Origin of the sequence: Paenibacillus sp. cl123 (genome assembly GCF_900101595.1) — a bacterium.
Classification (GTDB): domain Bacteria; phylum Bacillota; class Bacilli; order Paenibacillales; family NBRC-103111; genus Paenibacillus_G.
On sequence record NZ_FMYY01000008.1, the window covers coordinates 12,594 to 38,574 of the forward strand.

Annotated in this window: 23 protein-coding genes; 14 read left to right on the forward strand and 9 right to left on the reverse strand. The window is 51.4% G+C overall.

From position 1 onward, the window contains the following. Positions 1–27: 27 nt before the first annotated feature. Positions 28–768, forward strand: coding sequence for a MerR family transcriptional regulator (locus tag BLR08_RS15035; protein WP_072332436.1), 741 nt, complete (start codon positions 28–30; stop codon positions 766–768). A 232-nt stretch (positions 769–1,000) separates the two neighbouring features. On the opposite strand, the gene BLR08_RS15040 is transcribed toward BLR08_RS15035, so the two are convergent. The 4 genes from BLR08_RS15040 to BLR08_RS15055 all read right to left on the reverse strand — a co-directional run bounded on the left by BLR08_RS15040 (position 1,001) and on the right by BLR08_RS15055 (position 4,237). Continuing rightward, positions 1,001–1,324 (reverse strand): hypothetical protein, encoded by a 324-nt coding sequence (locus BLR08_RS15040; RefSeq protein WP_072332433.1) that lies wholly within the window; start codon positions 1,322–1,324, stop codon positions 1,001–1,003. Positions 1,325–1,426: 102 nt separating this feature from the next. Next, complete coding sequence (locus BLR08_RS15045) at positions 1,427–3,445, reverse strand: P-loop NTPase fold protein (RefSeq protein ID WP_072332430.1); 2,019 nt, start codon at positions 3,443–3,445, stop codon at positions 1,427–1,429. After that, positions 3,442–3,699, reverse strand: coding sequence for a zinc ribbon domain-containing protein (locus tag BLR08_RS15050; RefSeq protein ID WP_218131573.1), 258 nt, complete (start codon positions 3,697–3,699; stop codon positions 3,442–3,444). The genes BLR08_RS15045 and BLR08_RS15050 overlap by 4 nt, the downstream gene beginning before the upstream one ends. Before the next feature lie 133 nt (positions 3,700–3,832). Continuing rightward, positions 3,833–4,237, reverse strand: coding sequence for a hypothetical protein (locus BLR08_RS15055; RefSeq protein WP_218131574.1), 405 nt, complete (start codon positions 4,235–4,237; stop codon positions 3,833–3,835). A gap of 197 nt (positions 4,238–4,434) precedes the next feature. Here BLR08_RS15055 and BLR08_RS15060 point away from each other — a divergent pair, with 197 nt between their 5' ends. The 3 genes from BLR08_RS15060 to BLR08_RS15070 all read left to right on the forward strand — a co-directional run bounded on the left by BLR08_RS15060 (position 4,435) and on the right by BLR08_RS15070 (position 7,379). Then, positions 4,435–4,887 carry a hypothetical protein gene (locus BLR08_RS15060; protein ID WP_072332427.1) on the forward strand — a complete coding sequence of 151 codons (453 nt, stop codon included), beginning with the start codon at positions 4,435–4,437 and terminating at the stop codon, positions 4,885–4,887. Positions 4,888–5,266: 379 nt separating this feature from the next. Then, a complete protein-coding gene (locus BLR08_RS15065; RefSeq protein WP_072332424.1) occupies positions 5,267–6,340 on the forward strand; it encodes a methyltransferase in 1,074 nt (357 codons plus the stop codon). Positions 6,341–6,452: 112 nt separating this feature from the next. Further along, a complete protein-coding gene (locus tag BLR08_RS15070; RefSeq protein ID WP_072332421.1) occupies positions 6,453–7,379 on the forward strand; it encodes a phosphotransferase family protein in 927 nt (308 codons plus the stop codon). Positions 7,380–7,611: 232 nt separating this feature from the next. Here BLR08_RS15070 and BLR08_RS15075 read toward each other — a convergent pair whose 3' ends face one another. After that, positions 7,612–9,132: an arabinosylfuranosidase ArfA gene (locus BLR08_RS15075; protein WP_072332418.1), complete on the reverse strand. Its 1,521-nt coding sequence runs from the start codon at positions 9,130–9,132 to the stop codon at positions 7,612–7,614. A 96-nt stretch (positions 9,133–9,228) separates the two neighbouring features. After that, on the reverse strand, positions 9,229–10,032 hold the full coding sequence (locus BLR08_RS15080) for a helix-turn-helix domain-containing protein (RefSeq protein ID WP_072332415.1): 804 nt from the start codon (positions 10,030–10,032) through the stop codon (positions 9,229–9,231). A 231-nt stretch (positions 10,033–10,263) separates the two neighbouring features. On the opposite strand from BLR08_RS15080, the gene BLR08_RS15085 reads away from it, so the two are divergent. Continuing rightward, positions 10,264–11,073 carry a phytanoyl-CoA dioxygenase family protein gene (locus tag BLR08_RS15085; protein ID WP_072332412.1) on the forward strand — a complete coding sequence of 270 codons (810 nt, stop codon included), beginning with the start codon at positions 10,264–10,266 and terminating at the stop codon, positions 11,071–11,073. A 53-nt stretch (positions 11,074–11,126) separates the two neighbouring features. Here the strand turns inward: BLR08_RS15085 and BLR08_RS15090 are convergent, their stop codons facing one another. After that, positions 11,127–12,119 carry an arsenic resistance protein gene (locus BLR08_RS15090; protein WP_072332409.1) on the reverse strand — a complete coding sequence of 331 codons (993 nt, stop codon included), beginning with the start codon at positions 12,117–12,119 and terminating at the stop codon, positions 11,127–11,129. A 226-nt stretch (positions 12,120–12,345) separates the two neighbouring features. Here BLR08_RS15090 and BLR08_RS15095 point away from each other — a divergent pair, with 226 nt between their 5' ends. Next, the gene (locus tag BLR08_RS15095; protein WP_256257681.1) at positions 12,346–13,449 is read left to right on the forward strand and encodes a DUF1835 domain-containing protein; all 1,104 of its coding nucleotides are present in this window, start codon (positions 12,346–12,348) and stop codon (positions 13,447–13,449) included. A 108-nt stretch (positions 13,450–13,557) separates the two neighbouring features. After that, positions 13,558–14,691 carry a GntR family transcriptional regulator gene (locus BLR08_RS15100; RefSeq protein WP_072332406.1) on the forward strand — a complete coding sequence of 378 codons (1,134 nt, stop codon included), beginning with the start codon at positions 13,558–13,560 and terminating at the stop codon, positions 14,689–14,691. On the opposite strand, the gene BLR08_RS15105 is transcribed toward BLR08_RS15100, so the two are convergent. Continuing rightward, on the reverse strand, positions 14,669–15,403 hold the full coding sequence (locus BLR08_RS15105) for a G1 family glutamic endopeptidase (RefSeq protein WP_083537276.1): 735 nt from the start codon (positions 15,401–15,403) through the stop codon (positions 14,669–14,671). The genes BLR08_RS15100 and BLR08_RS15105 overlap by 23 nt on opposite strands. A 221-nt stretch (positions 15,404–15,624) precedes the next feature. Here BLR08_RS15105 and araD point away from each other — a divergent pair, with 221 nt between their 5' ends. The 7 genes from araD to BLR08_RS15140 all read left to right on the forward strand — a co-directional run bounded on the left by araD (position 15,625) and on the right by BLR08_RS15140 (position 25,571). After that, positions 15,625–16,314: an L-ribulose-5-phosphate 4-epimerase gene (araD, locus tag BLR08_RS15110; protein WP_072332403.1), complete on the forward strand. Its 690-nt coding sequence runs from the start codon at positions 15,625–15,627 to the stop codon at positions 16,312–16,314. Positions 16,315–16,422: 108 nt separating this feature from the next. Continuing rightward, complete coding sequence (locus BLR08_RS15115; RefSeq protein WP_072332400.1) at positions 16,423–18,105, forward strand: ribulokinase; 1,683 nt, start codon at positions 16,423–16,425, stop codon at positions 18,103–18,105. A gap of 78 nt (positions 18,106–18,183) precedes the next feature. After that, positions 18,184–19,680: an L-arabinose isomerase gene (gene araA / locus BLR08_RS15120; RefSeq protein ID WP_072332397.1), complete on the forward strand. Its 1,497-nt coding sequence runs from the start codon at positions 18,184–18,186 to the stop codon at positions 19,678–19,680. A gap of 100 nt (positions 19,681–19,780) precedes the next feature. Further along, positions 19,781–20,938 (forward strand): sn-glycerol-1-phosphate dehydrogenase, encoded by a 1,158-nt coding sequence (locus BLR08_RS15125; RefSeq protein WP_072332394.1) that lies wholly within the window; start codon positions 19,781–19,783, stop codon positions 20,936–20,938. Between the two features lie 171 nt (positions 20,939–21,109). Further along, a complete protein-coding gene (locus BLR08_RS15130) occupies positions 21,110–22,582 on the forward strand; it encodes an extracellular solute-binding protein (RefSeq protein WP_072332392.1) in 1,473 nt (490 codons plus the stop codon). A gap of 347 nt (positions 22,583–22,929) precedes the next feature. Continuing rightward, a complete protein-coding gene (locus tag BLR08_RS15135; protein ID WP_256257680.1) occupies positions 22,930–24,018 on the forward strand; it encodes an SGNH/GDSL hydrolase family protein in 1,089 nt (362 codons plus the stop codon). Then, positions 24,015–25,571: an extracellular solute-binding protein gene (locus BLR08_RS15140; RefSeq protein ID WP_176835525.1), complete on the forward strand. Its 1,557-nt coding sequence runs from the start codon at positions 24,015–24,017 to the stop codon at positions 25,569–25,571. Before BLR08_RS15135 ends, BLR08_RS15140 begins: the two co-directional genes overlap by 4 nt. Before the next feature lie 155 nt (positions 25,572–25,726). Here the strand turns inward: BLR08_RS15140 and BLR08_RS31150 are convergent, their stop codons facing one another. Then, complete coding sequence (locus tag BLR08_RS31150; protein ID WP_176835526.1) at positions 25,727–25,903, reverse strand: hypothetical protein; 177 nt, start codon at positions 25,901–25,903, stop codon at positions 25,727–25,729. Positions 25,904–25,981 lie beyond the last annotated feature (78 nt).

Here is a 25,981-nt window from a genome sequence, read left to right on the forward strand (position 1 = left end):
AGTATCGAAAGGAGGTCAGCCGATCTGATGAAGGTAAGAGAGGTTGCAGATCTAACGGGCATCAGCGTTCGAACGCTGCATCATTATGACGAAATAGGGCTGCTCGTCCCCGATGGGACGACAGAGGCCGGTTATCGGCTGTATTCGGACGACAACTTGGCGATGCTGCAGCAAATCCTATTTTATCGTGAGCTCGGATTCTCTCTGAAAGCGATCAAGGATATTGTCAGCGATCCATCCTTCAATCGGCGGGAAGCGCTCGAGCTGCACCGCAGCCTGCTGATCGAAAAGAGGCGTCGACTGGACGACATGATCGCAACGGTGGAAAAAACAATTCAGCATCATAAAGGAGAAATTACAATGACCAACGAAGAAAAGTTCAAAGGCTTCGACTTCAGCCGTAATCCATACGAAGAAGAAGCACGCAGACGGTGGGGAAATGAAGCTGTAGACAAATCCAATGCAAAGGTCGCCGGAATGTCCAAGGACGAGCAGACAGCCCTGGGGGAGGCTGTGAATGAGATTTACCGGAAGCTGGCCGGGCTGCGCACTGCTTCGCCAGATTCAGAGCAGGCACAGGAGGCAATCGGAGAGTGGTATGCGATGCTGAACAGGATGGGCAGCTACCCGCCGCAAGCCTTCAAAGGACTCGGGCAAATGTATGTCGATGACGAGCGGTTCACGGCAAGCATTGACCAATTTGGCGAAGGACTGGCGGTATTTATGCGGGATGCGATGGCTGTATTTGCAGACCGTCACGGCCAGTAGGCTGCACCGTCATTAATGGGTCATCGCTTGCGGCGGAGAAAAAGGCTTACTGTATACTTTCTGTTCGGCAAGAAGAGACTGGGATATTAAAAGCGTGAAGGGGCTGCAGACTTTTGCAGCCCCCTTTGTGCGGAGCGTGAGTACATACTCCGCATGTGAGGAGTAGACAGTGTAAACAAACCAGTGGAGTAGGTAATATTCGCTTAATTCATTCCCTCGCAAGAGGGATTTTTTATTTTGGTTTTAAACCTGAATAGAGTACTTCAAAATACTGATCAAACATCTCATCAAAGTTCTGGTTCGCACTCACGTATTCGAAGTATTTCCAAAGAATTATGTCTCCTGAAAGAATACTGACTATCTCATATTCTATTTTTCCTGATTCATAAACTACTAACTGACCCAAGCAGTTTTCAGATTCATGAAGAACTTTGGTAAAGGGCAAGGCTATTAATCTTTCATCAACGGCAGGTTTAATGAACTCTGTAGATACAAAATTCTCAGTCAACGCAGGGATTTTGCTTTCCATCCAATCCTTAAATTTTAATCTGAGCATAAAGCAGCCTCATTTCTAACCTCAGGGCTAGTAGTTATCCCTTACTTATTTCCCTCACTCCACAAGGTGGGCATTCGCTTAATAATGCTCCTAATTGTTTTATTATGGGGCTTTATCTTTATTCATATGCTTTTCAAACCTGCTGAGAATATCGCCCAGAGTATTATGTAAGTCTTCAAGAAGCACTATGCCTAGATTTCTATCACGAGCATTAATATGTTCTCCCAATAGTTGATTCAGTTGATCTAGGTTGTAAACTTCTGGAACAAACTCATCTCTTATATAATTATATCTTCTATTGAAAATTTTTCTAATGAATACTACTTGCTCATTCGACATTTGAAGTAGTAATCTAAATAGTTCATCAACATTAAAATAAGTAAAAATTGGCGAAGCATAGTATTCATTATCAAGTTTCTCATAAAACTCGCTTAGTTTAAATTCTGAAAGTAATCTCAATAAGTCGTCAGATTCAATTTGATACTTTTTCGATTGCAATCTTGAGTTAATTTCATAAATCTTTGATTTGAACTCATTAATGTCTTGATCGTTTACGTTTTCGCTACCATGAAATATATAGTCAATGTCATCATTGTATTGTGAGTGCTCAACTGAATTTTCAAGACCACACATAAATTCTTGCTTCAAAACATCAACATCTAATTTTAATAATCCTCTTTTGATGAAAAATTTGAATAAGGTATATCCTTCAAAATACAAAGAAAAATGATACATGCCATGTTTATAATTTTCATACGATTCATTAATTGCTTCGTCAAACTCTTGATTTGATAAAGTCCAATATCTTCTTAATTTATGGTGACTAGGAACCTGCTCTTCTTGACTATATTTGATTATTTCTTCATTCATTTCTGTAACAAACAAATTAACTTCAAACAATCCTGTCCTAATAAAAACCTCAATAAATTTAAAGAATTTAAAATCATAATCATGTTGGGAGAAATACTTGTTGTTGAATTTAGTAATGAAAGTAGGTGCTCTATCCTCAAACATGCCTGCCATTATTAATGAAGATTGAAAATCTGTATTCGATTTTGCTTTAATAAATTCATCAGTGTTTATCTTGCCAGCTTTCAACTCAAACGAATATGCTAATGTGAAAATTAACATTGCTTCAAGTAGCTGTACCTTAATTTTTTCACAAAAACTAATCGAATTTGTATATATTTTTTCATAATCATCAAGTGCATGCTTTAAAATCCTTAAATTTGAAGATGAACTGGAGTTAAACGTTTCCCTAATCAGATTTTCATTGCTACATAAAAAAATACCAAAATCAGATGAATAACGCTCAAGAATGCCCTTTATTATCTCTTCAGTATCTGTTTTAAAATTGTACGTTTTTCTAATCAACTTTTCTTTCATTCTTTTGTAATCATTCGATAAGCTAAACAAATCATTGACCTTATTTCTGACAACATCTTCCTTAGTAATATCAGACATTGTCCCATCTTTAAACAATTTATCGCTTTCATTCTGGTTCTTATTAGTTAAGGTTCCTTCATGAGCTAAAATGTATGAGGACACCATATACTTAAGTTCAATATTTGACATAACTTCCCTGTCTAGAATCTCTTGTTCGTTAGATAAAATAATGCATTTTACCTTATCATGTTCAACAAAATTATTTATGTATCCAAGGACCTCAGATATTGGAATTTGGGATCTTTCTAAGTCATCAAAACAAAGCACAGTATTTTCTAAAGAGTAAAGTGAATCATAGTCTAATGCTATTTCTCCATCTAATGGATTGTACCCGAGTGCTTTACCAACATTAAGCAACATTTTTCCAAGCTCAGGTACTGCCTTCCCATACTTATTATCGAAAAGTCCCCTTAACTTGCTGCTCTTAATCATTGAGGAGTAATATTCCATGCAAATCTTCTTGCTGATTTCATCAGTTGATTTCAGTCCGTAAAGCGAAATGTAAATCACTTTATATGGCTTACCATTATCAATATTGATTGATTCAATTGCAGGTGAAGCAGCTTTACTCCAGAAATAAGTTTTTCCACTACCCCAATCCCCTGTTATCATAATTGCGTAATCAGTGTTTTCTTTATTTATGTAATCAATAATTCCATCCAAAATAATTTTCATAGCACACCTTCTTCTTTAACCTTATTTCCACACTCAGCACAGAACTTTGCATTAGGTGTCCTAAATGGTTTCCCACAATTACTACAAGGCACACCAAAATCAGATATTCTATGATGAATAATTGCATTATGGTGAAGATCAGGCATACCAGTGATCTTCTCGTATTCCATTCTTAATGGATGAAACCTTTCATGCATTGTGGCATTATCCAAGGGGATTCCGTATTTCAGTCTAAAATCCTTCGTGGCTTTCATACACTCCCCAAATAGGCTGTAAATTCTTCTATACTATTCTTCATCAAGCATGGGCATGTCACTCTGGCAACGCCAACACCACATTATTTTCATTGTATTTTAAACTCCATTAGATAAAATTGGACTTTTAATCTTACTCAACTAACTTGAAGATTGATGAAAATTCTCCATTGATCAATAGATGGTTAACTAACTCCTCAATTCTTGGGCGACTAATTTCAGCAACCAAAATCATATTGCTGGACCAAAAGTAATCACCCTTTAAGCACTCTCCAGATATTCTGTTTTTGCAAATTAAGGTTTCAATGTTTCTATAAGTAAAAAGTGAAGCAATCCATTCAGTACCATCGTCAAATGACACCAGAACATCAGAAATAGCATCTGATTCATTCCAGCCTTCAGCCCATTGCTCTGCTTCTATCCAGATGGAGTATTTCGTTCTGCTCTTTACATGTTGAACTCCTCTCCATGTTATATCACCTATATTATTCCAATCAATTGATTGTGTAAATTTTGGAAGACATTTATTCCAAAACAATTGTATACATAAGCATTATATATCATTTGCTTTTTATACATGGGAAATTTTTCTCAAAGGATATTGACAGTAGTGTTCTCACTTTGGGTATTCTAATCAGTTGAATTTTTTATTACACCCCTCCCAATAATACTGCCATCAGGGAGTTCCTATAACATATGGAACAAGTCCTGAAATCCTAGGTATGGGGTGTTTGAATGTTTGATACAGTTGTGTTAGCAGCCGAAAGTATCTTTATTAATCCTGAGATTATTAAACATGTTGGTAAATCTGAATCAAGTACCTATTTGGATAAATCAACAGGAGAATTAAAAGAAGTGGTTAAATTGACGGACAACAGAATACCCTTCATCAAATACAATGTAGGATATCACTATCTTAGGTTGCAGCTTTCAATCCCCAAATTCTTATTTGGCAACAACATTACATTAATTAAAGCTACGGATATAGATGCATTTTTCACTGAACTACAGCAAGAAATTAGTCATTTATTAGGGATTAAAATTGAAGATAGTCAATGGAAAGTGCAGCGATTGGATTTATCGTGGAATTTTAATGTAGGAAACAAGGTACAGGATTATATTAAACAAATTTCCAATCAAAGAGCTTCAAGAATGAATACTATTACTTTGTTTGACAATGCTGATTGAAATAAAACTTTAGCGAATTTTACGACCGTACTCCGAGGCAGTAAACGCGGCAATTGAGCCATAATGATGGCGCGTTCCTTAAGGGTTAGGGCACGAAATGCTCAATATATGGTTTGAGTTTCCAATTTTTTAGCGGAATAGTTTAATCATTTTTGAGGTTCTCTTCCATGTAGGTTAAAGCATCGTTCATATGCTTCAGTAAATTCATGTCCATACACATCCTTTTATCCAAAGATATGCTCGCAACAATTCGTTTTATTATATCGGATCTTTATTTTAACTAAGTTTAATCCTGTTGATCCGACAAAAGTAATATCGGAATTGTCGGGAACGAAGTTGGCGAAGTTGCTAATGTTTATTTAAGAGAGGGGCTTCTTAAATGAACTATTTTGCCACGGTGTTGCCTGGTCTAGAGGATCTTTTGATTGAGGAGATTAAATACAGATGCTTTGAAATAGTGGTGACAAAAACAAATCGGGGAAAAGTATTCTTTACAACCACGCTAGATATTGAACATCTAAAAAGTTTAAGACTAGCAAACAATTTATATTTGGTTATTTCTGAATTGGAAATTGGATTGCATCGGATACATCTTCATCAATTGCGCGATCAAGTTTCTCGTATCAATCTAAAGCCATTCCTAAAAAAAGCGACATCCTATTATGTGAATGCCAGCCGTAAAGGATCACATACTTATAGCCGATTTGAAGCAGCTAATGCAGCAATGGAAGGAATAAAAAAACGCTACCCTTCCAAAAGATTTAGTAGGAGTCGACTTGCTGATGCAGAATTTCGATTAGATATTGAAGATCACTACGGACTTTTTTCACTTAAGTTAACTCATGCATCTTATCGCTTTAGACAAATTGATAGAGGTTTCTCAGCAGGGTCACTATTACCCACTGTTGCTCATGCAATGGTTTGGCTTTCTGCTCCTGTAGAAGAGGATATTTTTATTGACCCTTGTTGTGGATCGGGCACAATCTTATGGGAACGATTATCCTATCCATTTACCTATATTGGAGGGGGGGATATCAATCATCAGGCATTCAAAGCAGCAAAAGAGAATCTCATGGATACTTTTGCAGAGGTCACCCATTGGGATGCTCGTCAATTAGCTATTGCCGATGCTTCTATTGATAAAGTCGTGACAAACTTGCCATTTGGAAGGCAAATTTCATTTGGAAGAGAAACAAATGAAATCAATCGAGCAATATTAACCGAAATTACTCGCGTGATGAAAACCCAAGGGAAAGCTGTCATTCTAACGGAAAATTGGGATGAAATTTTACAAGTTGCAGCGTCATTGCATTTGCGATTACTAAAATCATTTCCGTTAAGTCTCAAGGGATTACATCCTACAATATATGTTTTCGAGAAAGTTAAACACAAAAGTGGTTTCTTACAAATGGATACGAGCTTGCAGCAAATGCCCAATTTTTCAAAGTACTAAAAATGGATGCATCATATGAGCTCTGGCTTCCAGTCGCAAGAAGTAAGTAGTAACTGAGAATTTATGAAGATGAGAAGCAACATATATTGTAAATAGGAAAGGACGAAAAAAAATGACTGCATACGAAAAACCAACGTTGGAAACTCCAGAAGTGGAAGTTGTGTTGGCTGAGTATTTTGGTTCGAATGTGATTGGGGTAACGCCATTAGAAGGGGGTAATTTAAGCGCTGTATTTTCCTTCTCGGTTTTTGATAAGGAGTACGTTATTAAATTTAATGAGTTAGAAGGGAGTTTTGAAACGGAAAGATTTATTTCAGACCTCTTAACAACACAGGGAATCCCTTTTCCATCTTGTTTGGGGCTAGGTAAATATAAATCATTTAACTATCTCATTTCAGAAAAGATCAGTGGACTCCCTCTGGCAAGCTGCTCTCCTGAGCAACTACGTCAATTGATTCCCGAGGTCATTCAACTTCTAACTCGAATGAACCACGTTGATTTAGGTCGTACACACGGCTATGGATTCATAAATTCGAGCGGGAATGGTACTTATAACTCTTGGAGGGAACATGTACTTGCCGTTAATGCAGAGGATCAGGCGGGTACTTTCTGGGAGGGGTGGTACAGCTTATTCAAAACTTCTTGTTTGGAGAAGGATGTGTTTGATGAATGTTATAACCGTTTATTAGCCTCTACTACCTATAATGAACCTCATCGGTATTTTATTCATGGTGATTTCCAGCAGTTTAATATGCTATCCGATGGTCAGCGCATAACGGGTATTATCGATACTAATAGTAAATATGGTGATTTTCTTGTCGACCTTGCAACATTAGACTGGCACTTGAAGAAACTTGATGTGATCAAGGAATACCAAAATTATCAGCAGCAAGTTGGGATATCCATTCCTTATTTTAAGGAAAGAATAATTGGGGCAAAATATTACAATGGATTGATCGGATTACGTTTTTACGCGAAAATGGGATGGAATGATGCTTATTTCGGACTTCGCGAAGAGCTTTTAAGATTGGCCAATTAACGCGATAGTTAAAACTGCCATTAGGAGGGCCCTCATAGTCTGAGGGCTCTCCTTATTACTTGATGGCTTTATTTCGTTTTCAAAACCCCTTCATATGCTATACCCTATAGAGCTCCGCACAGCACTCCACATGTGCGAAGCATGAGTACACAGCCTTTTATGCGAAGCGTGTACAGCCCGCCGCCTCTATGCTTCGCTCCACATCTTAAGCCGGCAGCAATCCAAGCCCCGCTCAGATAGCTTTTGCCGTCTTCAGCCGAATGACATTCCAGGAGGCCGGAGACAGCTTAGCCGTTACCTTCGTCCCGTCCTCCACGACGGCTCCGCCGCTTGCATGCGGCTGTACGTTATACGGATTTTCCCGCGTATTGACGGCTTTCAGGTCGTCATGCTCCAGCACGAGATGCTCGATCAAAGAAAGCGCGCCGAAGCTGCGCAGATCGACCTGCAAGTGCAGAGGCAGGTCCAAATGACGATTGACCGCAAATACGGTGATCTCGCCCTGCTCCTCCCGGTAAACCGCGACCGATTCCAGGTAAGGGACATCGGTAATTTCCTTCGTATCGTATTTATCCGACTGGATCAGCGGGACCAGGGATTGGCCGCGTCCGAACAAAGAGGCGTGCAGATAAGGGTAGAAGATCGTTTGCTTCCAGGAAGCTCCGCCGGTCTCCGTCATGATCGGCGCGATGACGTTGACCAGCTGAGCCATGCAGGCCATTTTCACCCGGTCGGCATGCTTGAGCAGACTGATCAGCATGCAGCCGACGACGAGCGCGTCTTCATGATTGTATACATCCTCCAGCTGAGGGGGAGCGATCTGCCAGGGATCAAGCTTTCGGTCCGCCGCGTGCGAATGATACCAGACATTCCATTCGTCAAATGACAGGTGAATCGTTTTATGGCTCCGCTTCCTGGCCTTCATATAATCGCAGGTGCTGATGACCTTGCCGATGAAATCGTCCATCTGAACGGATCGCGCCAGGAAAGTCGGCGTATCGTCCTGCGCGTTGCCGTAATATTGATGCAAGGACATATAGTCGACGTTCTCGTATGTATGCTCCAGCACGGTCGCTTCCCACTCGGCAAAGGTAGGCATACTCAAATTGGAACTGCCGCAGACGACCAGTTCGATGCCTGGATCAACAAGACGCATCGCCTTGGCCGTTTCATTCGCCAGCCGCCCATATTCCTGCGCGGTCTTATGTCCGATCTGCCAAGGGCCGTCCATCTCGTTGCCAAGGCACCATGTCTTGATACGATGCGGCTGTTCATAGCCGTGTCTGCGGCGCAGATCGCTCCAATAGGTCCCGGCGGTATGGTTGCTATATTCGAGAAGATTGCGGGCATCGTCGATACCGCGGGTACCCAGATTGACCGCCATCATCACCTCGGAATTCGCTTTTTTCGTCCAGTCCACGAATTCATTGAAGCCAAATTGATTCGTCTCCAGCACGCGCCATGCCAGCTCAAGCCTTGCAGGCCGCTCCGCCTGAGGTCCGACGCTGTCTTCCCACTGGTAGCCGGATACGAAGTTGCCGCCAGGATACCGGATGACCGGCACGCTCAGCTCCCGAACCAGCTCCAGCACGTCGCGGCGGAACCCTTGCTCATCGGCATCCGGGTGGCCCGGCTCATAGATACCTCCGTATACCGCCCTTCCCAGATGCTCGATAAACGAACCATACAGCCGATCGTCCACAGCTCCGATCCGAAAATCCTTATCCACGATCATCGTCGCTTTCACTGCCATCCCTGCTCACCTCTTAATAATTTTAACAAAATATAAAATGGTTTATATAAATATAAACTATAATGATTACAACTCATCGACCGTGAAATTGCAAGCTTAATTTTTCGCGCCTTTATACTTGCTGGGAGCGATGCCGAACACCTTGCGGAATTGATTGGCAAAATGATTGTAATTATGAAATCCGACATCGAACGAAACCTCAAGAGCCGTGCGGTCGGTGTGCGTCAGCAGAAGCGCCGCCTGTTGAACCCGCATCCGGTTCAAGGCTTCGAGAATCGTAAAGCCTGTCTGTGCTTTGAACAGGTGAGACAGCCTGGAAGGGGAGAGGCTGACGCTTTGAGCAAGCGTATCGATTCTAATCGGTTCCTTCATATGCTCCGATAAATAGCGAAGCGTCTCGCGGATGCGAGGGTCGGTCTGCTTGTTCAGGGCTTGGGCGAGCAGCAGCAGAATCTCGCGGATGGTCATTTCGCACAGCTCCTGCCAGTATGGGCTGCGTTCGATCGAGTCGGAGATAATCCGGCGGAAGGCGCGGTGAAACCGCTTGTATTCATTGATGCCATCCGCATGATGCAGCAGCACCTCCGCCTCCGGCAGCAGTCCTGTCTCCATCAGCCGGGGAGAGAAATGAGCCCACATAAACTGCCAGCGTCCCCCTGGCACCGTGCCGTACTGATGGGGAACGCCGGGACAGAGGAGAGCGACATCTCCCGGGCGGCAGAGCGTTTCACCCGAGGGAGTTCGCATGTAGCCAGCGCCTGATTGCGTGAGAGTGACCAGCCAATCGCTCATTCCTTCTGTACGTCTGGTCACATAAGTATCGGGCTCATTGAAGTGACCGGAGATGACAATGCCGTAAGCTTTTCCGTCATAGCGCGATGGGTCGTCGAAAGATTTCATATGAAGTCCTCCATTTAGGTCATCGGATAAGTGAAGCCTGACAGGCGATGCCTGCAGGAGTATTACAGATTCAGCATAGTTCATCCGGCTGTCATCCCGCAACAGTAGGCGGTCTGCCGACAGGACGCAGCAGAATCGGATGACTCGTTAGCAGAATTGCTGCTTCAGGAGCCGGCCTTTTTCCCGTATGCTGAGGTAAGGGTATAGCATTAATATGAGGGAGGCATGAAGATGAGCGATAAATCAGGCACGCTGACGGATGGACAGAAGCGGCAATTTGTGACGGAAGGTTATTTGATAATGAAGGGATTGTACAGTCCTAATGAGCTGGAGGAAATAGAGCGGACCTTCGAGGAAATCAGCCATCGGTTCATCCCCGGACATTTCGAGCCGGTGCTGAACGCGTCTTCCGCCGATCCGCTGAGCCGATATCCCAGGGTCATGCAGCCGCATCGCTTCGACGAGACGGCATTGCGCTATATGCTGCATGAGCCGGTGCTGGATGTGCTGACAGACTTGTTCGAGGAAGAGCCGCTGGCAGCGCAAAGCATGTTTTATTACAAGCCTCCGGGCTCCCGGGGACAGGCGCTGCACCAGGATAATTTCTACTTGAAGGTAGAGCCGGGCAACTGCATCGCGGCGTGGCTGGCAGTCGACAGCGCCGATATGGAAAATGGCGGGATGCTGGTCGTTCCTAAAACCCAGGAGCATGAGATCGTATGTCCTGAGCTTGCGGATGAGTCGGAATCGTTCACCAAGCATTTGGTTAAGGTGCCGGAGGGGACCAAGGCGATTCCTGCGGTGATGGAGAAGGGGGATGTGCTGTTCTTCAACGGCAATCTGATTCATGGCTCTTTCCGCAACAAAACGAAGGACCGGTTCCGCCGCGCCTTTATCTGTCATTATGCGGGACAGTCCGCGATGCGGATCGCAAGCCATTACAGACCTTTGCTGCGGGCTGACGGAAGTGTGGCCGAGACGGACATTAATCACGAAGGGGGACCGTGCGGAGTGGAGTTCGAAGCGCTTTACCCTCACTAAAGCTCGGTTCGACGTATCCAAAGAAGCCTCCGCTCTGCGAAGGCTTTTTTTGTTTAATCAGAATCCGCCTGATGACCCTTGTCACGCAGAATCACATTAGGAACAAAACGAACATAAATAAGCTCTCCTGCAAGCTCGACAATAGTTTGCGTTACAATAATGGCCGCTACAAGTTTGCTCCAATTTTCAGGTAAAGCTAGAGCAAGGGGAAGAACCACAAGAGAATTACGTGTTCCCGAACTGAATATAACAGCTCGTCCTGACATCACGTCCAGTCGAAACCATTTGACGATAAAGCGGCTAATGAACGGCATGACGAGCATAAATGCTATATAAATCGGAATAACTTGGATAAGCAGATCCCAATAGGGGGATAGCTTGCTGATTTGCGATGATACAACAATAAAAAGCGTAAGGGCCATCAGCGGAACAGGAATCCATGCTGAGACATTTAACAGGAATTGACCGCTGAGACGAGCTTTAGAAGAAAGCAGCTGCAATCCGATGGCCAGCACAAGCGGCAATAGGATGACGATTAAAAATGCTTCCGCAAAAGGCCCGGGATTCACAACCTCCGATGCTTTGCGGCCCATGAACATCCACAGATAAGCGGGTAACAACAGCATTTGCGTCACAAAAAGGACAGGTGTTGATAAAAGCATGGCTTTTTCATTGCCGCGGCCAAGATGGGTAAAAATAATGACATAATCTATGCAAGGTGTCAATAAAACAAGATACACGCCCAGCAATACAGGAGATTGTTGAGGAAGGAACTGCGACAACAGCCAGACGACAATCGGCACCGCCACATAATTGGCCGTCAGGATGGCCCCCATAAAACGCCGATTTCCAAGTGATTCCTTTAACGAGGTAAAAGGAAGCTGTGTAAACATGCCAAACATTAAAACAGCAATTACGGCGGAAATAAGGATATGTTGATCTAAAGTTGTCATTAGCTCAGGTGCTGACAAGCCAAGCCCGGATGCTAGCACCAACACCGCGACATAAAGCCAAATCTGATTTTGTTCCAGTTTCTCCCTGGTCATCTTATCCCCTCTAACTCCGAAGGAAATACCTGAACGCTCTGCTTCGTTGGAAGCAGTAGTCTGAGAATCCGCCACTTCAAGCTTTGCTAAGTAGGGAGTGTTCAAGATTGCATTATAACGTTAGAGGAAGGTGAAGTAAATGGAAAAAGCGCAGACCTTCTGTCAAACATAACTATCTTAATTGGACAATCACAGGTATGCTTTTATTGGAGGTGTTAAGACGGAAATGGAATGGAAAGATATTGTAGCCATTAAAAAGGCAACCGATAGCTTGGAAGATGGGGAACTTAAGCCTTATCTGAGATGGATGTTGGCGCAAATCAAGTTGATGAAGGAGCAGGAGGGAACGCTCGAAGCGGCGGTTTCCGAACTGATTGAGCTGTATGACGCGCTGATGGGGCTTCAGGAAAAAAAGGAGGTCTGGTCGCCGGCGCCGACTTGTACCCATGTCCATATCGTTGTCGGCGAGTCCTTTGCGGGCAGCATGAAGCAAGCGCTAAAAGCACTCGGCTGCGCGGAAACGCACAAGCTGATTACGCTTCGGGAAAATTACGCCATCGGTCCGATCTCCGGTCTGGACTCGCCGGAAGGACGTAAGGCACGCAGCAATTGGTTCCGCGATCATATTACGGAAGCCATCGAAGCTTACACGACGTTCGAAGAGGAATACAAGGAGCTTTTAGACAAGGTGGAGCAAATTCCGGAACAGGCGGAGGTGATGGTTTGGACCGGCGGCAATGCATGCGAGCAGACTGGGATGAGACATGCGCTTTACCTGCTGCGCAACAAAACTAATTCCATTTCAGTAAACGACGCTTGCGCCATGTGCGAGGAGCTGTACAACCGGCCCGATGCCTTCATTACCTACAGGCACTCGGGAGAGATACCTTCGGACAAGCTGCAGGAAGCGGTCACTCGGCTGGAAGGCAAAGGGAAATTGGACGCCGCTGCTATCGCGAGGCTGGTACGGGAATGGCGCATGATGACGGAGCAAACGGGAACGCTGCGTATTTGGCAGGACGGCGCTGTGCTGGAGGTGCCCGCACCATATTATGATCGATACCTGTTGGAGAAGCTGGACGAGCTTAAACCGCCCGGGGGCGATAACGGATTCTTAAAATCAGCCCGTTTAATCGGCGAGGCGATGGGGTATTGCGAGCAATATATCGGGGATTCATATTTTGAATACAGGCTGAGAGAGCTGATCTATGACGGAGTTCTTGAGATTAAGGGCGTCCCCGCCGGCATGCGATATTACAGCGTCAGACGCAAACAAGGCACGGGAAAAACAGACTTCCGCCCGCTTGTCGATGAGCCGGCCGGCCGATAACAGCGGGAAACGCCTCCGGCGGCAAAGGATGAAATCCTGTACGTACAAGGCGTTTATGTTATAATAGCTGCACATGAATTGCGCATAGCGCATGGCCAGAGGTGTAGCATGAACGACAAACAGATACCGAAGTACAGGCAACTGAAACAGGGACTGCTGGACAAGCTGAGCGGAGGCGAGTGGAAAGCGCATGACCAGATGCCCTCCGAGCATGAGATCGCCACGAGCTTCGGAATGAGCCGCCAAACGGTGCGGCAGGCGCTGGGCGAGCTGGAGCAGGAGGGCTGGCTGTATCGGCTGCAGGGGAAAGGAACATTTGTCTCCGAGCCTGCTGCTACCAAGACATCCGGTCCGGTGCGAACGATCGGCATGATGACGACCTACATATCGGACTATATTTTCCCGCACATCGTGCGCGGAGCGGAAGCGGCGCTGCGGGACAAGGGCTATCGTCTCATGCTTCTCAGCACGGACAATGACAAGGCCCGAGAGCGGGAGAATCTGGAGCTGCTGCTCGGGGAGCCGCTCAGCGGACTGATTATCGAGCCTACGCGCAGCGCGCAGGGCAACCCGAATCTGGATCTCTACTTATCCCTTCAAGTGCAAGGCATCCCCTTCGTGATGATTAACGAGCGCTATCCGGAGCTGAACTGCCCGTGCTTCCGTCTGGATGACGAGGCGGGCGGATATGCGGCGGCAGAGCATCTGATCCGGCTTGGCCATCGGTCCATCGCCGGCTTCTTCAAAACCGACGACCTGCAGGGGGCGAACCGGCTCAAAGGCTTTCTGCGCGCGCTCGGCGATCACGGATTGCCGTTAAGACCGGACTCCGTTACCTCCTATATGACGGAGGACGGAACTGCAAGGCCGTATGCGGCCGCCATCGCCATGCTGGAGCGGGAAGACAGGCCGACGGCGCTGGTAGCGTACAATGACCAGCTGGCGGTCCGGCTGCTGGAGGCGGCCAGACAGGCGAAGCTCTCCGTGCCGCGCGAGCTGTCGATAGTCGGGTTCGATGACTCCTCGCTGGCGACGGCAACGGAGGTCAAGCTGACGACGCTGACCCATCCGAAGTCGGAGATGGGCCGTCAGGCGGCGATTCAGTTAATGGATTGGATCGAGGACAGGCAAGGAGCGGCGACTGACCATGCCGGACCGACTCGCCATGCAGAGAAGGAACGCGACCGGCTGTTTGCTCCCGAACTGATCGTCAGGGGTTCTACGGCTGCGCCTCATTTGTAACGACAAAGGCATCGCCCGCCCGGCTAGGCCGGGAAGGGATCGATACGAACCTTCCGTTCTGCAGCATGACGCCGGATTGGGAGGCCTTCAGACCGGGGTTGCAGCCGTTGACCCGGCATTGGACGAAGCGAACCGGCGTCAGGCGGGCCATCCTGGCGACCGTGCCGCCTACTTGCGGGGCCTCGACGATCCATTCGGCGGACGATTGCGGCCCCTCGTAGCTTTGCAGCGTGTAGAAGGTCCAGCAGCGGGTTAGATTGCTGAGGCGTATCGCCCATTTGGTCCGGCTGCGCTTGGCTATGACGGCCCGAATCCGGTCTCCGGGGTAGACAGGCAGCGGGATAACCGTCTCGGCGTCCGGGAGAATTTCCCACCAGGCGTAATAATGCGCTTTGCCGCCTACATATTCATGTCCGGTTCCGGTCTGGATCAGGCTGTCGTTGCGAAATCCGTCGATGCCGATCCAGGCTGAAGAATAAGCGCTGCCGGAGCCGGGACGTACGGCCGGAACGGTCCATGCGCCAGAGATGCGCCGGAAGGAACCGGGGTTTCCCTCAATCGCGTAACCGCTCCAATTGCCGGAAACCCAGCCCAAACCGGTCTGCCGGACGGCCGGTTTGCCGGCGTTCCCTGTCTTGCGGCGGCCCGATCCCGGGCCCAAGCTGCGAAGCAGACAGGCGCGCCGGCGTTTTCTGTTCAGCTTGCGTGTCATGAAGCCACCTCCTGAAGGTTGATGTTATATGTAATGCAGCATGTGCTTCGCCCGCTTGGGGGTTTTGTCCATCCCCTCTCAATTTCCAGAGTTGCCCTAGAGGAACTGCCGACCGGCGGTTCTTCTTTTTTGTACGTACAAATAAAAATATATCTTTTAAAGTTGTACGTACAATTGTATAATGGGGTTGATTGAAGTGCCGATGGAGGGAGAGGGTTGGTATGCTGGAGCGGCTGAAGCAGGAGGTTTGGGAAGCCAATATGGATTTGCCCAAATATAAAATGGTCACGTTCACCTGGGGGAATGTCAGCGGGATCGACCGCGAGCAGGGGCTTGTCGTCATCAAGCCAAGCGGCGTTCCTTATGAGGAGATGAAGCCGGAGCATATGGTCGTCGTGGATCTGGAAGGGCATGTGGTGGAGGGGAGGCTGAAGCCGTCCTCCGATACGCCGACTCATCTGGTGCTGTACCGGGCGTTCGCCGGACTTGGCGGCATCGTGCATACTCATTCGCCGTGGGCGACGGGATGGGCGCAGGCAGGCAAAGGAATTCCGGCGCTCGGGACGACCCACGCCGATTACTTCTACGGCGAAGTGCCCTGCACCCGGCCGATGACAGGAGAGGAAATTCAGGGAGCCTACGAGCTGGAGACCGGACATGTGATTGTCGAGACTTTCCGGAATCTCGATCCGCTGCGGATTCCCGGCGTGCTGGTGCATTGTCATGCGCCGTTCACGTGGGGAAAGGACGCGCATGAAGCGGTTCATAACGCGGTCGTGCTCGAGGAAGTGGCCAAGATCGCTTCGCGGACGCTGGCGCTTCAGCCGCAGACTGCGCCGATGGACCAGCGGCTGCTCGACAGGCATTTCCTGCGCAAGCATGGAGCTGACGCTTATTACGGGCAAGGCTGAGTGCCGGCATGCCCGGTCAGGGTGCAGCGCGGATGAGGAACGGATGCAAGGCAAAGACATGACTTGCGGCTGCCGTCAAGCGGACGGCATCCCGGAGGAGGATGAAGCATGGGGAAGAGGTATGCAATCGGCATCGATTACGGAACGCAATCCGGTCGTGCTGTGCTGGTAGATCTGGAGGATGGAGCGGAGGTGGCGGATCATGTGACGCCATACCCGCATGGGGTCATCGACGAGACGCTGCCCGGAGGACGCATCAAGCTGGAGCCGGACTGGGCTCTCCAGCATCCGGGCGATTACATAGAGGTGCTTAGGTTGTCCGTACCGGCTGTGCTGGCTGCCTCGGGCATTCGGCCCGAAGCCGTCGTCGGCCTCGGCATCGACTTCACCGCCTGCACGATGCTGCCGGTGGACGCCGCCGGAGAGCCGCTGTGTCTGCAGCCGGCTTACCGGGACAACCCGCACAGCTGGGTCAAGCTGTGGAAGCATCATGCCGCGCAGGATGAGGCCAACCGGCTCAATGAGACGGCCGCCGCGCGAGGAGAGCGATGGCTGCCCCGCTACGGCGGCAAAATATCCTCCGAATGGATGGTGGCCAAAGCCTGGCAGATTGCCAATGAAGCGCCTGAGATTTATGAAGCGGCCGATCTGCTGCTCGAAGCGACCGATTGGGTGACTTTCCGCCTGACGGGCGAGCTTCTCCGCAACAGCTGCACGGCCGGCTACAAATCGATCTGGCACAAGCGGGACGGCTATCCGGACGAGGCGTTTTTCCGCGCGCTTGATCCGCGGCTTGCGGACTTGACGACCACAAAGCTGCGCGGGGATATTCTGCCGCTCGGCACCCGAGCCGGCGGCCTGACCGAGGAGCTGGCGGCGCTTACCGGTCTTATGGCCGGAACGGCCGTGGCGGTCGGCAATGTCGATGCGCATGCGGCCGTGCCTGCAGTGGGCGTCGCCCAGCCGGGCAAACTCGTCATGGCGATGGGGACGTCGATTTGCCATATGCTGCTCGGCACCGAGGAAAAGCAGGTAGAGGGCATGTGCGGTGTGGTGGAAGACGGCATTATCCCGGGATACTTCGGCTACGAAGCCGGTCAATCGGCTGTCGGCGACATTTTCGAATGGTACGTGGAGGAAGCGGTGCCGGGTTATGTCAAGGAAGCCGCAACCCAGGAAGGCATAAGCGTGCATGCGTGGCTCGAGCGCCGGGCTTCGGCCTATAGGCCGGGGCAGACGGGCTTGCTGGCGCTGGATTGGTGGAACGGCAACCGCTCCGTGCTTGTCGATACCGATCTGACGGGCCTTGTTGTCGGCTGCACGCTGCTCACCAAGCCGGAGGAGATTTACCGAGCGCTGCTGGAGGCGACTGCATTCGGCACGCGCGTCATTGTGGACGCCTTCCATACGAACGGGGTGCCTGTCGATGAACTGTATGCCTGCGGCGGTCTGCCTCAGAAAAACCGGCTGCTGATGCAAATTTACGCGGACGTGACGGGCCGCGAAATCAAGGTGGCCGCCTCCAAACAGACGCCGGCGCTTGGCGCGGCGATGTTCGGAGCGGTGGCTGCAGGGCGGGAGCGCGGAGGTTATGATTCCATCGTGGAGGCGGCCGAGCGGATGGGCAGGGTGCGCGAGGAGACATTCAAGCCGATTCCGGAGCATGTGGCCGTATATGAGCAGCTGTATCAGGAATATGTCCGGCTGCACGATTATTTCGGGCGGGGCGGGAACGATCTGATGAAGCGGCTGAAGATGCTGAAGGAGCAATCGCTGCCCAGCCGAAGCTGAAAAGCATTCGGGCCCCGGGCGGTCATAGCGGGAGGCCGGCCGGGTCGACAACATTTTATTATGCGGGAGGACGAAAGTATGCTAACGATTAAACCTTATCAATTCTGGTTCGTCACGGGCAGCCAGCACTTGTACGGACCGGAGACGCTGGAGCGGGTAGGCGAGCATTCGCGTGCGATTGCGGAGAGCTTGAACGCCGATGAAGCGCTGCCCTTCGAACTGATTTTCAAACCTGTCGTGACGACGCCGGATGAAATTCGCAAGCTGATCATCGAGGCTAACGCAGACGAGCTGTGCGCGGGCATCGTCACCTGGATGCATACGTTTTCCCCCGCCAAGATGTGGATAGCGGGACTGTCCCAGCTGCAGAAGCCGCTGCTGCACTTTGCGACGCAATTCAACCGGGATATCCCGTGGGAGTCCATCGATATGGATTTTATGAATTTGAACCAGGCGGCGCATGGCGACCGGGAATACGGCTTTATCGGCGCCCGCATGGGCATAGCGCGCAAGGTCGTTGTCGGCTATTGGGAGGATGCCGAGGTGCGCGCCCGGATCGGCGCTTGGACGCGGACGGCTGCGGCCTTCGCGGAAAGTCGGGTGCTGAAGGTGGCGCGGTTCGGCGATAATATGCGGCAGGTCGCGGTTACGGAAGGCGACAAGGTGGAGGCGCAGATCCGCCTGGGCTGGTCGGTGAATGGGTACGGCGTAGGCGATCTGGCGCGGCGCGTCGATGCGGTGGCGGAGGATGCGATCGACCGCTTGCTGGAGGAGTATGCCAAGCGGTATGATGTACCTGAAGCGACGGCGGGGAACCGGGAATCGCTGGAAGCCATCCGCTACCAGGCCAGATTGGAGCTGGGCATCAAGTCGTTCCTGGAGGAAGGCGGGTATACGGCGTTCACGACGACCTTCGAGGATCTTCACGGGCTGAAGCAGCTGCCCGGTCTGGCCGTGCAGCGTCTGATGGAGCAGGGCTACGGGTTCGGCGGGGAGGGAGACTGGAAAACGGCAGCGCTCGTCCGGCTGATGAAGCTGATCGCCGGCAATGTCGGGACCTCATTCATGGAGGATTATACATATCATCTGGACCCGGAGCAGGAGCTGGTGCTCGGCGCCCATATGCTGGAGATATGTCCGACGATCGCGGCCGACCGGCCTAAGCTGGAAGTTCATCCGCTGGGCATCGGAGGCAAAGCGGACCCCGCCCGCATGGTGTTTAACGGCAGAGTCGGCAAGGCGCTGAATGCGTCCATCATCGATCTCGGCCACCGCTTCCGACTGCTGGTCAATGAAGTTGAGGCGGTAGAGCCAGAGCGGCCGATGCCGAAGCTGCCGGTGGCCCGGGTGTTGTGGAAGGTGGAGCCGACGCTGAAGGAGGGCGTCGAAGCCTGGATTTTGGCGGGAGGCGCCCATCATACCGGATTCTCGTATGAGGTGACGACCGAGCAGCTGATGGATTTTGCCGAGATGGCGGGCATCGAATGCGCAGTTATCGACAAGGACACGACGGTGCGCGCCTTCCGCAGTGAGCTGCGGCTCTCGGACATGGCTTGGCGGTTTGGCCGGGGATAAGAACGGGAGAGGTCCGGTTGTCCGAAACTTCCGCCCGGAGCGAGCCTGAACATAAAGGTAATGAAAAAGGCATGTCAGGTTGAAGGAAGGGCGGTTTATCATGAGCTTAAGTCTGAATGAGGTCGTTGCCCGGCTGAGCGAGGGGATGGAGCAGGGGGGAAAGGGAGCGTTTCCCGATCCCCTTGTAGTTGCCGACGGAGCCATCCGGCAAGTTCCCGAATATATCGCGAAGCGCGGCTTCGGCAATTTGTCGATCGCCGCCGATGCGAACACGTACGAGGCCGCAGGCCGCGAATTGGAAGCCGGGCTGCGGGAACGGGGCGTGAAGGTCCTCACGACGATCGTGCTGCCGAATAGCCAAGGCGACGTAGTAGCGGACGAAGCTTCTGTCGTGCAGCTGCTGATGGATTTGCAGCGGAACAACAGTCAGGCGGTTGTAGCCGCCGGCGCCGGAACGCTGCATGACATCGCCCGGTACGCCGCCTATACGGCCGGTCTGCCGTTTATCTCCGTGCCGACCGCTCCTTCGGTGGACGGATTTACGTCCAAGGGCGCGCCGCTGCTGCTGAGAGGCGACAAGATTACGGTGCCGGCCATAGGTCCGGAGGCGATCTTCGCCGATCTCGCTATTTTGCGGCTTGCGCCTGCGGCGTTGGCGGCCGCCGGGTTCGGCGACATGCTGGGCAAATATACGTCGCTGTTCGACTGGAAGTTCGGCAGCGTGACCGCCGGGGAGCCGTATCGCGCCGATGTGGCGGAGATTACCGAGCAGGCGCTGCTGGCCTGCGTCCGCCATGCCGAGGATATCGGCCGAGGCGCGGAGGAGGGCCTGCGCGTGCTGACCGAAGCGCTGATCGCCTCGGGACTTGCCATGCTGGCGTTGGGCCATTCCCACCCGGCCTCCGGGGCGGAGCATCATTTATCCCATTACTGGGAAATGGCCTATCTCCGGTCGGGTCACAGGCAGCTGCTGCACGGAGCGAAGGTTGGCGTCGCCTGCGCCGAGATTGCTGCGCATTACCATGGGCTGTGGAGCGCCGGCATGTTCGCCGGCAGTCCCTGGAGGGAAGCGGTCGGCCGGGAGCTGGCCCGCGTGCCGGGCGACTCGGTGCTGCGCGGGCTGCTTCGCAAGGCGGGCGGTCCGTCCACGCTGGAGGAGCTTGGCGTGGAGGAGGAGCTGTTCAAGCGCAGCTTGTCCGAGGCGCACCAAGTAAGGCTGAACCGCTGGACGATGCTTCGGGCGGTCAATGAAGGCTGATACAAGCTGGCGAAAGCGAAACGCCCCGGAGTCGGATGGAACCGACCCCGGGGCGTTTTGACTGGCGCAGGAGCGGTCCGCTGAGCGCAGGATACCCGGGCGGGCGGCTTGTCGCGGAGCGGCAGTTTCGGTATGATGAGTGGGAGAAGGAATGATGGCGAGGGAAAGCAGATGCAGCAGAAGAGAAAAAGCCGCAAGCATTTCCGGGCTCGGCTGGAAGAGATGGTTGATAAGCTGCGCCAGGATATTGTGTCAGGGACTGTGGCCGATGGCAGCTTCCTGCCGGCGGAGAGCGATCTGGAGGAGCGCTTCGAGCTCAGCAACGCTTCCGTACGCAAAGGATTGCATGTGCTGGTGGAGGAAGGCTTGCTGGAGAAAATACCCCGCGTCGGCAACCGGGTGACGCGGCCTGTACCGGCGCGGAAAACAGTCCGGTTCGGTTATGCGGGGGCCATCTCCCGCATCGTCAGGATGGACGAGCTGCTGGAGGTTTTTCACGAGCGGTATCCGCATCTGCAGGTGCAGACGGTGGAGCTGCCCTCGCGCGGATATACCGGGATTATCAAGGAATATATGGAAGCGGGCCTGCTGGACGCCGCATTGATGAACAGCAGCAATTTTCAGGACTTCAGGGAATTGGGCTGCACCGGGCTGCTGCACCCGCTGAAGCCGACGGAAAGCGCCTATCCGTTCCTGACGGAGCCGTTTTGCGAGGAGAGAGGCGCGCTGCTCAGACCTTTCGTCTATTCGCCTGTTATCCTCTGCTACAATAAGGATCACTTCCGGGAATCCGGCGTGCCCGTACCTGACAGCAGCTGGACATGGCAGGAGCTGTTCGAGCAAGGACGCAGGCTGGCTGTGCCCAATGAAAGGTTCGGCTTTTATTTCTACTTGCCTTCGCGCAACCGCTGGCCGATCTTTATACTCCAGAGCGGGGCGGCCGTTCGCCGGGATGAAGCAGGCTGCAGCAGGCTGGACGATCCGAAGCTGCTGGAGGGGCTGGCCGCCTGCCGCGACCTGGTAGCCATGTCAGATGTTTTTCCGCGCATACTGTCGGAAAGTGACGCGGATGCGGAGGCGCTGTTCCTGAAAGGCAAAGTGTCGATGATCATGACGACTTATTTTTTCCTGAATCAGCTGCGTGAGTCGGGCATTTCCTTCGATGTGTCCCCGCTCCCCAGTCTTAACGATGCCAGCACGCTCCTGATTGTGAACGGCTTGGTGATCAATGAGAGATCCCCGCAGCGGGAGGAAGCCGCGCTGCTGGTTGATTTTCTGACCTCGTACGAGGCTCAGCGGCATCTCCGCCGCCGCACCCTCAATATTGCGGCTCATCGGCAGGCGATGGAATGGGAGGGGGAGGAGGAGGTATACCGGCCGGCCCGGTTTTTTATGTACCGTGAGATTTTCCCCACCTTTCGTCTGATGACCGAGCTGGGCTTCAGCAACGGTCAGCTGAAAGCGATCCAGCGCGAGGTGATGCTTTATTTGTCCGGATTGCAGGATCAGGAAGCTTTTATCCAGGCGGCGCACATGCAGCTGAACTTGGCGAGTGCTGCCGAGGCGCAAGAGGATGCCTTTTCTTCCCTGGAGCAGGAAAAAAGCCAAAGCGGCAGATCGCTGCCGCCTGCAGCCGAAGATTGAAGCGTAAAGCTCAGACGCAAACAAGCCGATCCTGTACGAAGCAATAGCCAAGACGCCTTAACGAACCGCTGTCCGAGCGGCTGAAGGCGTCTTTTTGGCATGCCTGGTATCGGAAGCAGGGGATGCATATGCCAAGCTTCGAATGCTGCCGCCTGTGACCGCTGCTTCGCCCTAATGCCTCTCACGAAAGCCCGAAAGCTTCATTCCGCTGAACATTCATTTATCTAACTCATAAATAATTTGTTGTTTTCTATATTACATATTGACTGCGCTTTCATAATGGGTTTATTATAGCTATATCAACAAAATAAGAGTTAGTAATGAGTCACAGAGAGGGCGGATACCTATTGGATACAAGCTTAGAGTCCTTCACCAAGCGGCATGGCGTATATCTGCACAATGTGGCCGAGCTGGAGCCCGCCTATCCGGCAGGGGGCATGCGGCTGCAGCGGTTTCCGAGAGAGGTCCGGCATCGGCTGACGGAAAAGGGCCGGACGAAAGCTATGCAGTCCAACGGCTGCGAGGTGCGGTTTGTCACGGAGGCGAAGATGGTGCAGGTCACCTTGGGCGCTCTGGAAACGAACGGAAGAGTGCTGGTGTTCCGCGGCGATTTCTTTCATTCGGTCCACGAGCTGAAAGCGGGCTCAATCTGCACGCTGCAGCTTGAGCAGCCGGAGCGGTTCTCGGAGGTGAGCGAGGATAAGCTGGAGGGGGCGTTTGCGCCGCGGGTGTGGCGCTTGTTTATTGACCGGTTCGCTGTTGTATGGTACGGGATCGAGAGCTTTGGCTTCGCGGTGAGGCCGCCGGACCCCGCGGAGATGCCGGCTCTGACGATGCTGGCCTACGGCTCGTCGATTACGCAGGGAGCCGGGGCGACGAACGCCTATAACGGCTATGTGCATCAGGCCGCCCGCAGGCTGGGGATCGAAGCGCTGAATTTGGGCTTGAGCGGTTCATGCTATTGCGAGCCGGAGTTGTCCGATTATTTGGCCGCCAGGCAGGACTGGGATCTCGCCTTCCTGGAGATCGGCGTCAACATGCGAGGTACGATTCCGGCGGAGGAGTTCGAACGGCGCGCATCATATCTGCTGGACTGTCTGATCGACAACCATCCGGGCAAGCCGGTGTTCGTCACCATCGTGTATCCGAACCGGGCGACGTACTTTCGGGAAGCGAATCATGTTTTCAGCGAACGGGAGCGCCGCTACAATGAGGTGCTTGCAGGCTGCGTGGAGAGCCGGCGGCGCGAAGATTTGCATTTGCTGGACGGAGCCCGGATCATGAGCGACTTTACTTCCTTGACCAGCGATCTGATCCATCCGTCGGATTACGGGCATCAGCTGATGGGAGAAAATGTAGCGAATATGCTGCGGCCGACGGTGGAACGGCTGATCGCTGCGGGCAAAAGCCAATTTGAAGGAGGGTATGCAGGATGAAGAAATGGATGCTGTCCATGCTTGGGCTAACGCTCGCCGTTGCAACGACAGGCTGCGCGCCGGATGGGAATGGCGGGGACGGAGCGGCTTCGGGAGAAAGTACGGGTAAAACGGCGTTTTCGATCTCATTTCGGACCGGGAACATTTCGTATGCGGATAATCACCCTAATATTAATGAAGATAAGTGGGTGAAAAAGCTGGAAGAGCTGACCAACACGGATCTGGATATCCGGCTCGTCCCCCACAAGGAATTCGATCAGAAAATGATCCAGATGTTCGCCATCCAGGATATTCCGGATGTGGTGCAGGCCAGCTCCGGCTTGTCCAATCCGCAGCTGTCAGGCTCTGTTCAGGCCGGCGTGTTTCTTCCGCTGAACGAGCTGCTGGAGAAGCACGGTCAAAATCTGCTGAAAAAAATTCCCAAGGAGGCTTGGGAGAAGGAGACGGATGCGAAGGGGAATATTTATGCGATTCCCGAATGGCTGTCCAATCCGTCCCGGCGCGCTACCTGGATCAGAGCGGATCTGCTGGAGAAGACAGGCTTGCCGGAGCCGAAGACCGTCGAGGATTATTTGAACGTGATGCGTGCGTTCAAGAAGCTGGGCATAACGCATCCTTATATGGGCCGCCAGGATTTTGTTTATTCGGATGTCTTTTTCGGGGCCTATGACGTATTCGGCAACTTCTTTATGAAGCAGGGCGATCAGATCGTCCCGAAATTTTTCAATGTCGAGGGGATGCAGCAGGCGATTCAGACCTATAAGACGATGGTTGACGAGGGGTTGATGAGCAAGGAGTTTGCTACGATCGATCCGACGAATTTCAAAAATGAGATTTTGGCCGGCCGGGCAGGCATCTGGAACATGAATGCCAACCTGCTGATCCAGTGGGACCAGCAGCTGAAGAACATCGTCCCGGAAGGACGGATGAAGCTTATTCCTTCTCCGGTCGGTCCGGACGGCCAGGGCGGCCTCCGGCTTGTCGGCAATGTGACCAGAGCCTACTTTATTAATAAGAAGGCCAAGGACCCGGCCGGTATCGTCAAGTTTTTCGATTGGATGGTGAGCGATGAGGCGGAGAAGTTTTTCACCTTCGGGATTGAGGGGGAGAACTACACGATGAGCAACGGAGCCATTCAGTACAAGAAGCCGGTGACCAGCCAGGAAGTGGATGAAGAAACGTTCCGGCAGACGCTGCTCTGGCTCGTCCAGGATACGACCTATAACAAGGGCGTACTCAGCCAGACGCCGGAGGGGCGCGAGCTGATGAAGCTGTATGACACCGTATTGGCCAGCGAAGGCCGCGACGGCATTCAGTTCGATCCTCCGCTGCAAGGCTATGCGAAAAATCCGGATATTGCGCCTACAGGAGATAAGCTTCCGCCGGTTATTCTGACCCATGTCCTGAAGATGGTCTACGGGAAGGAGCCGATAACGGATTATCCGAAGGTGCTGGAGGAATGGCTGAGCAAGGGCGGCAAGGATGTTGTCAAGGAAGCGACGGAGAGGTACAACAAGCAGGACGGCGTCACGTTGTCGCGGCATAAGAACTAAAATAAAGCCTTCGGCTCCATGTCGGAAACATGGTTGCCGAAGGCTTTTTGCTGCTTGGGCTCGCAATCTCGCTTGTACTCAGCGGAGCAGCTTCGCCTGCCTGTAGACGGGCGGTATAGGCCGATAGTTGCTGCTGAATCCGTATATGTACAAGCTTAGTCGCGAATGCCGCATTTTTTGGCCAAAATCGGCCACTGGGCGACGAACAGCTCCTGCCACCGGTCTTCGGGCAAAATGCCGAGCCAATTCGCAATCTGGTTCAAGCCCATTTCATCCAGCACTTGGATGGCGTACTCTTTCTCGCCGCGCGCTGCCAATTGTTTCGTTGCCATAACTTCCTGCCAGCTCCCTTGTCAAAGTATCCAACAAAACATATATATGCAGGAAGCTTGCGATGTGACACAGGAGGT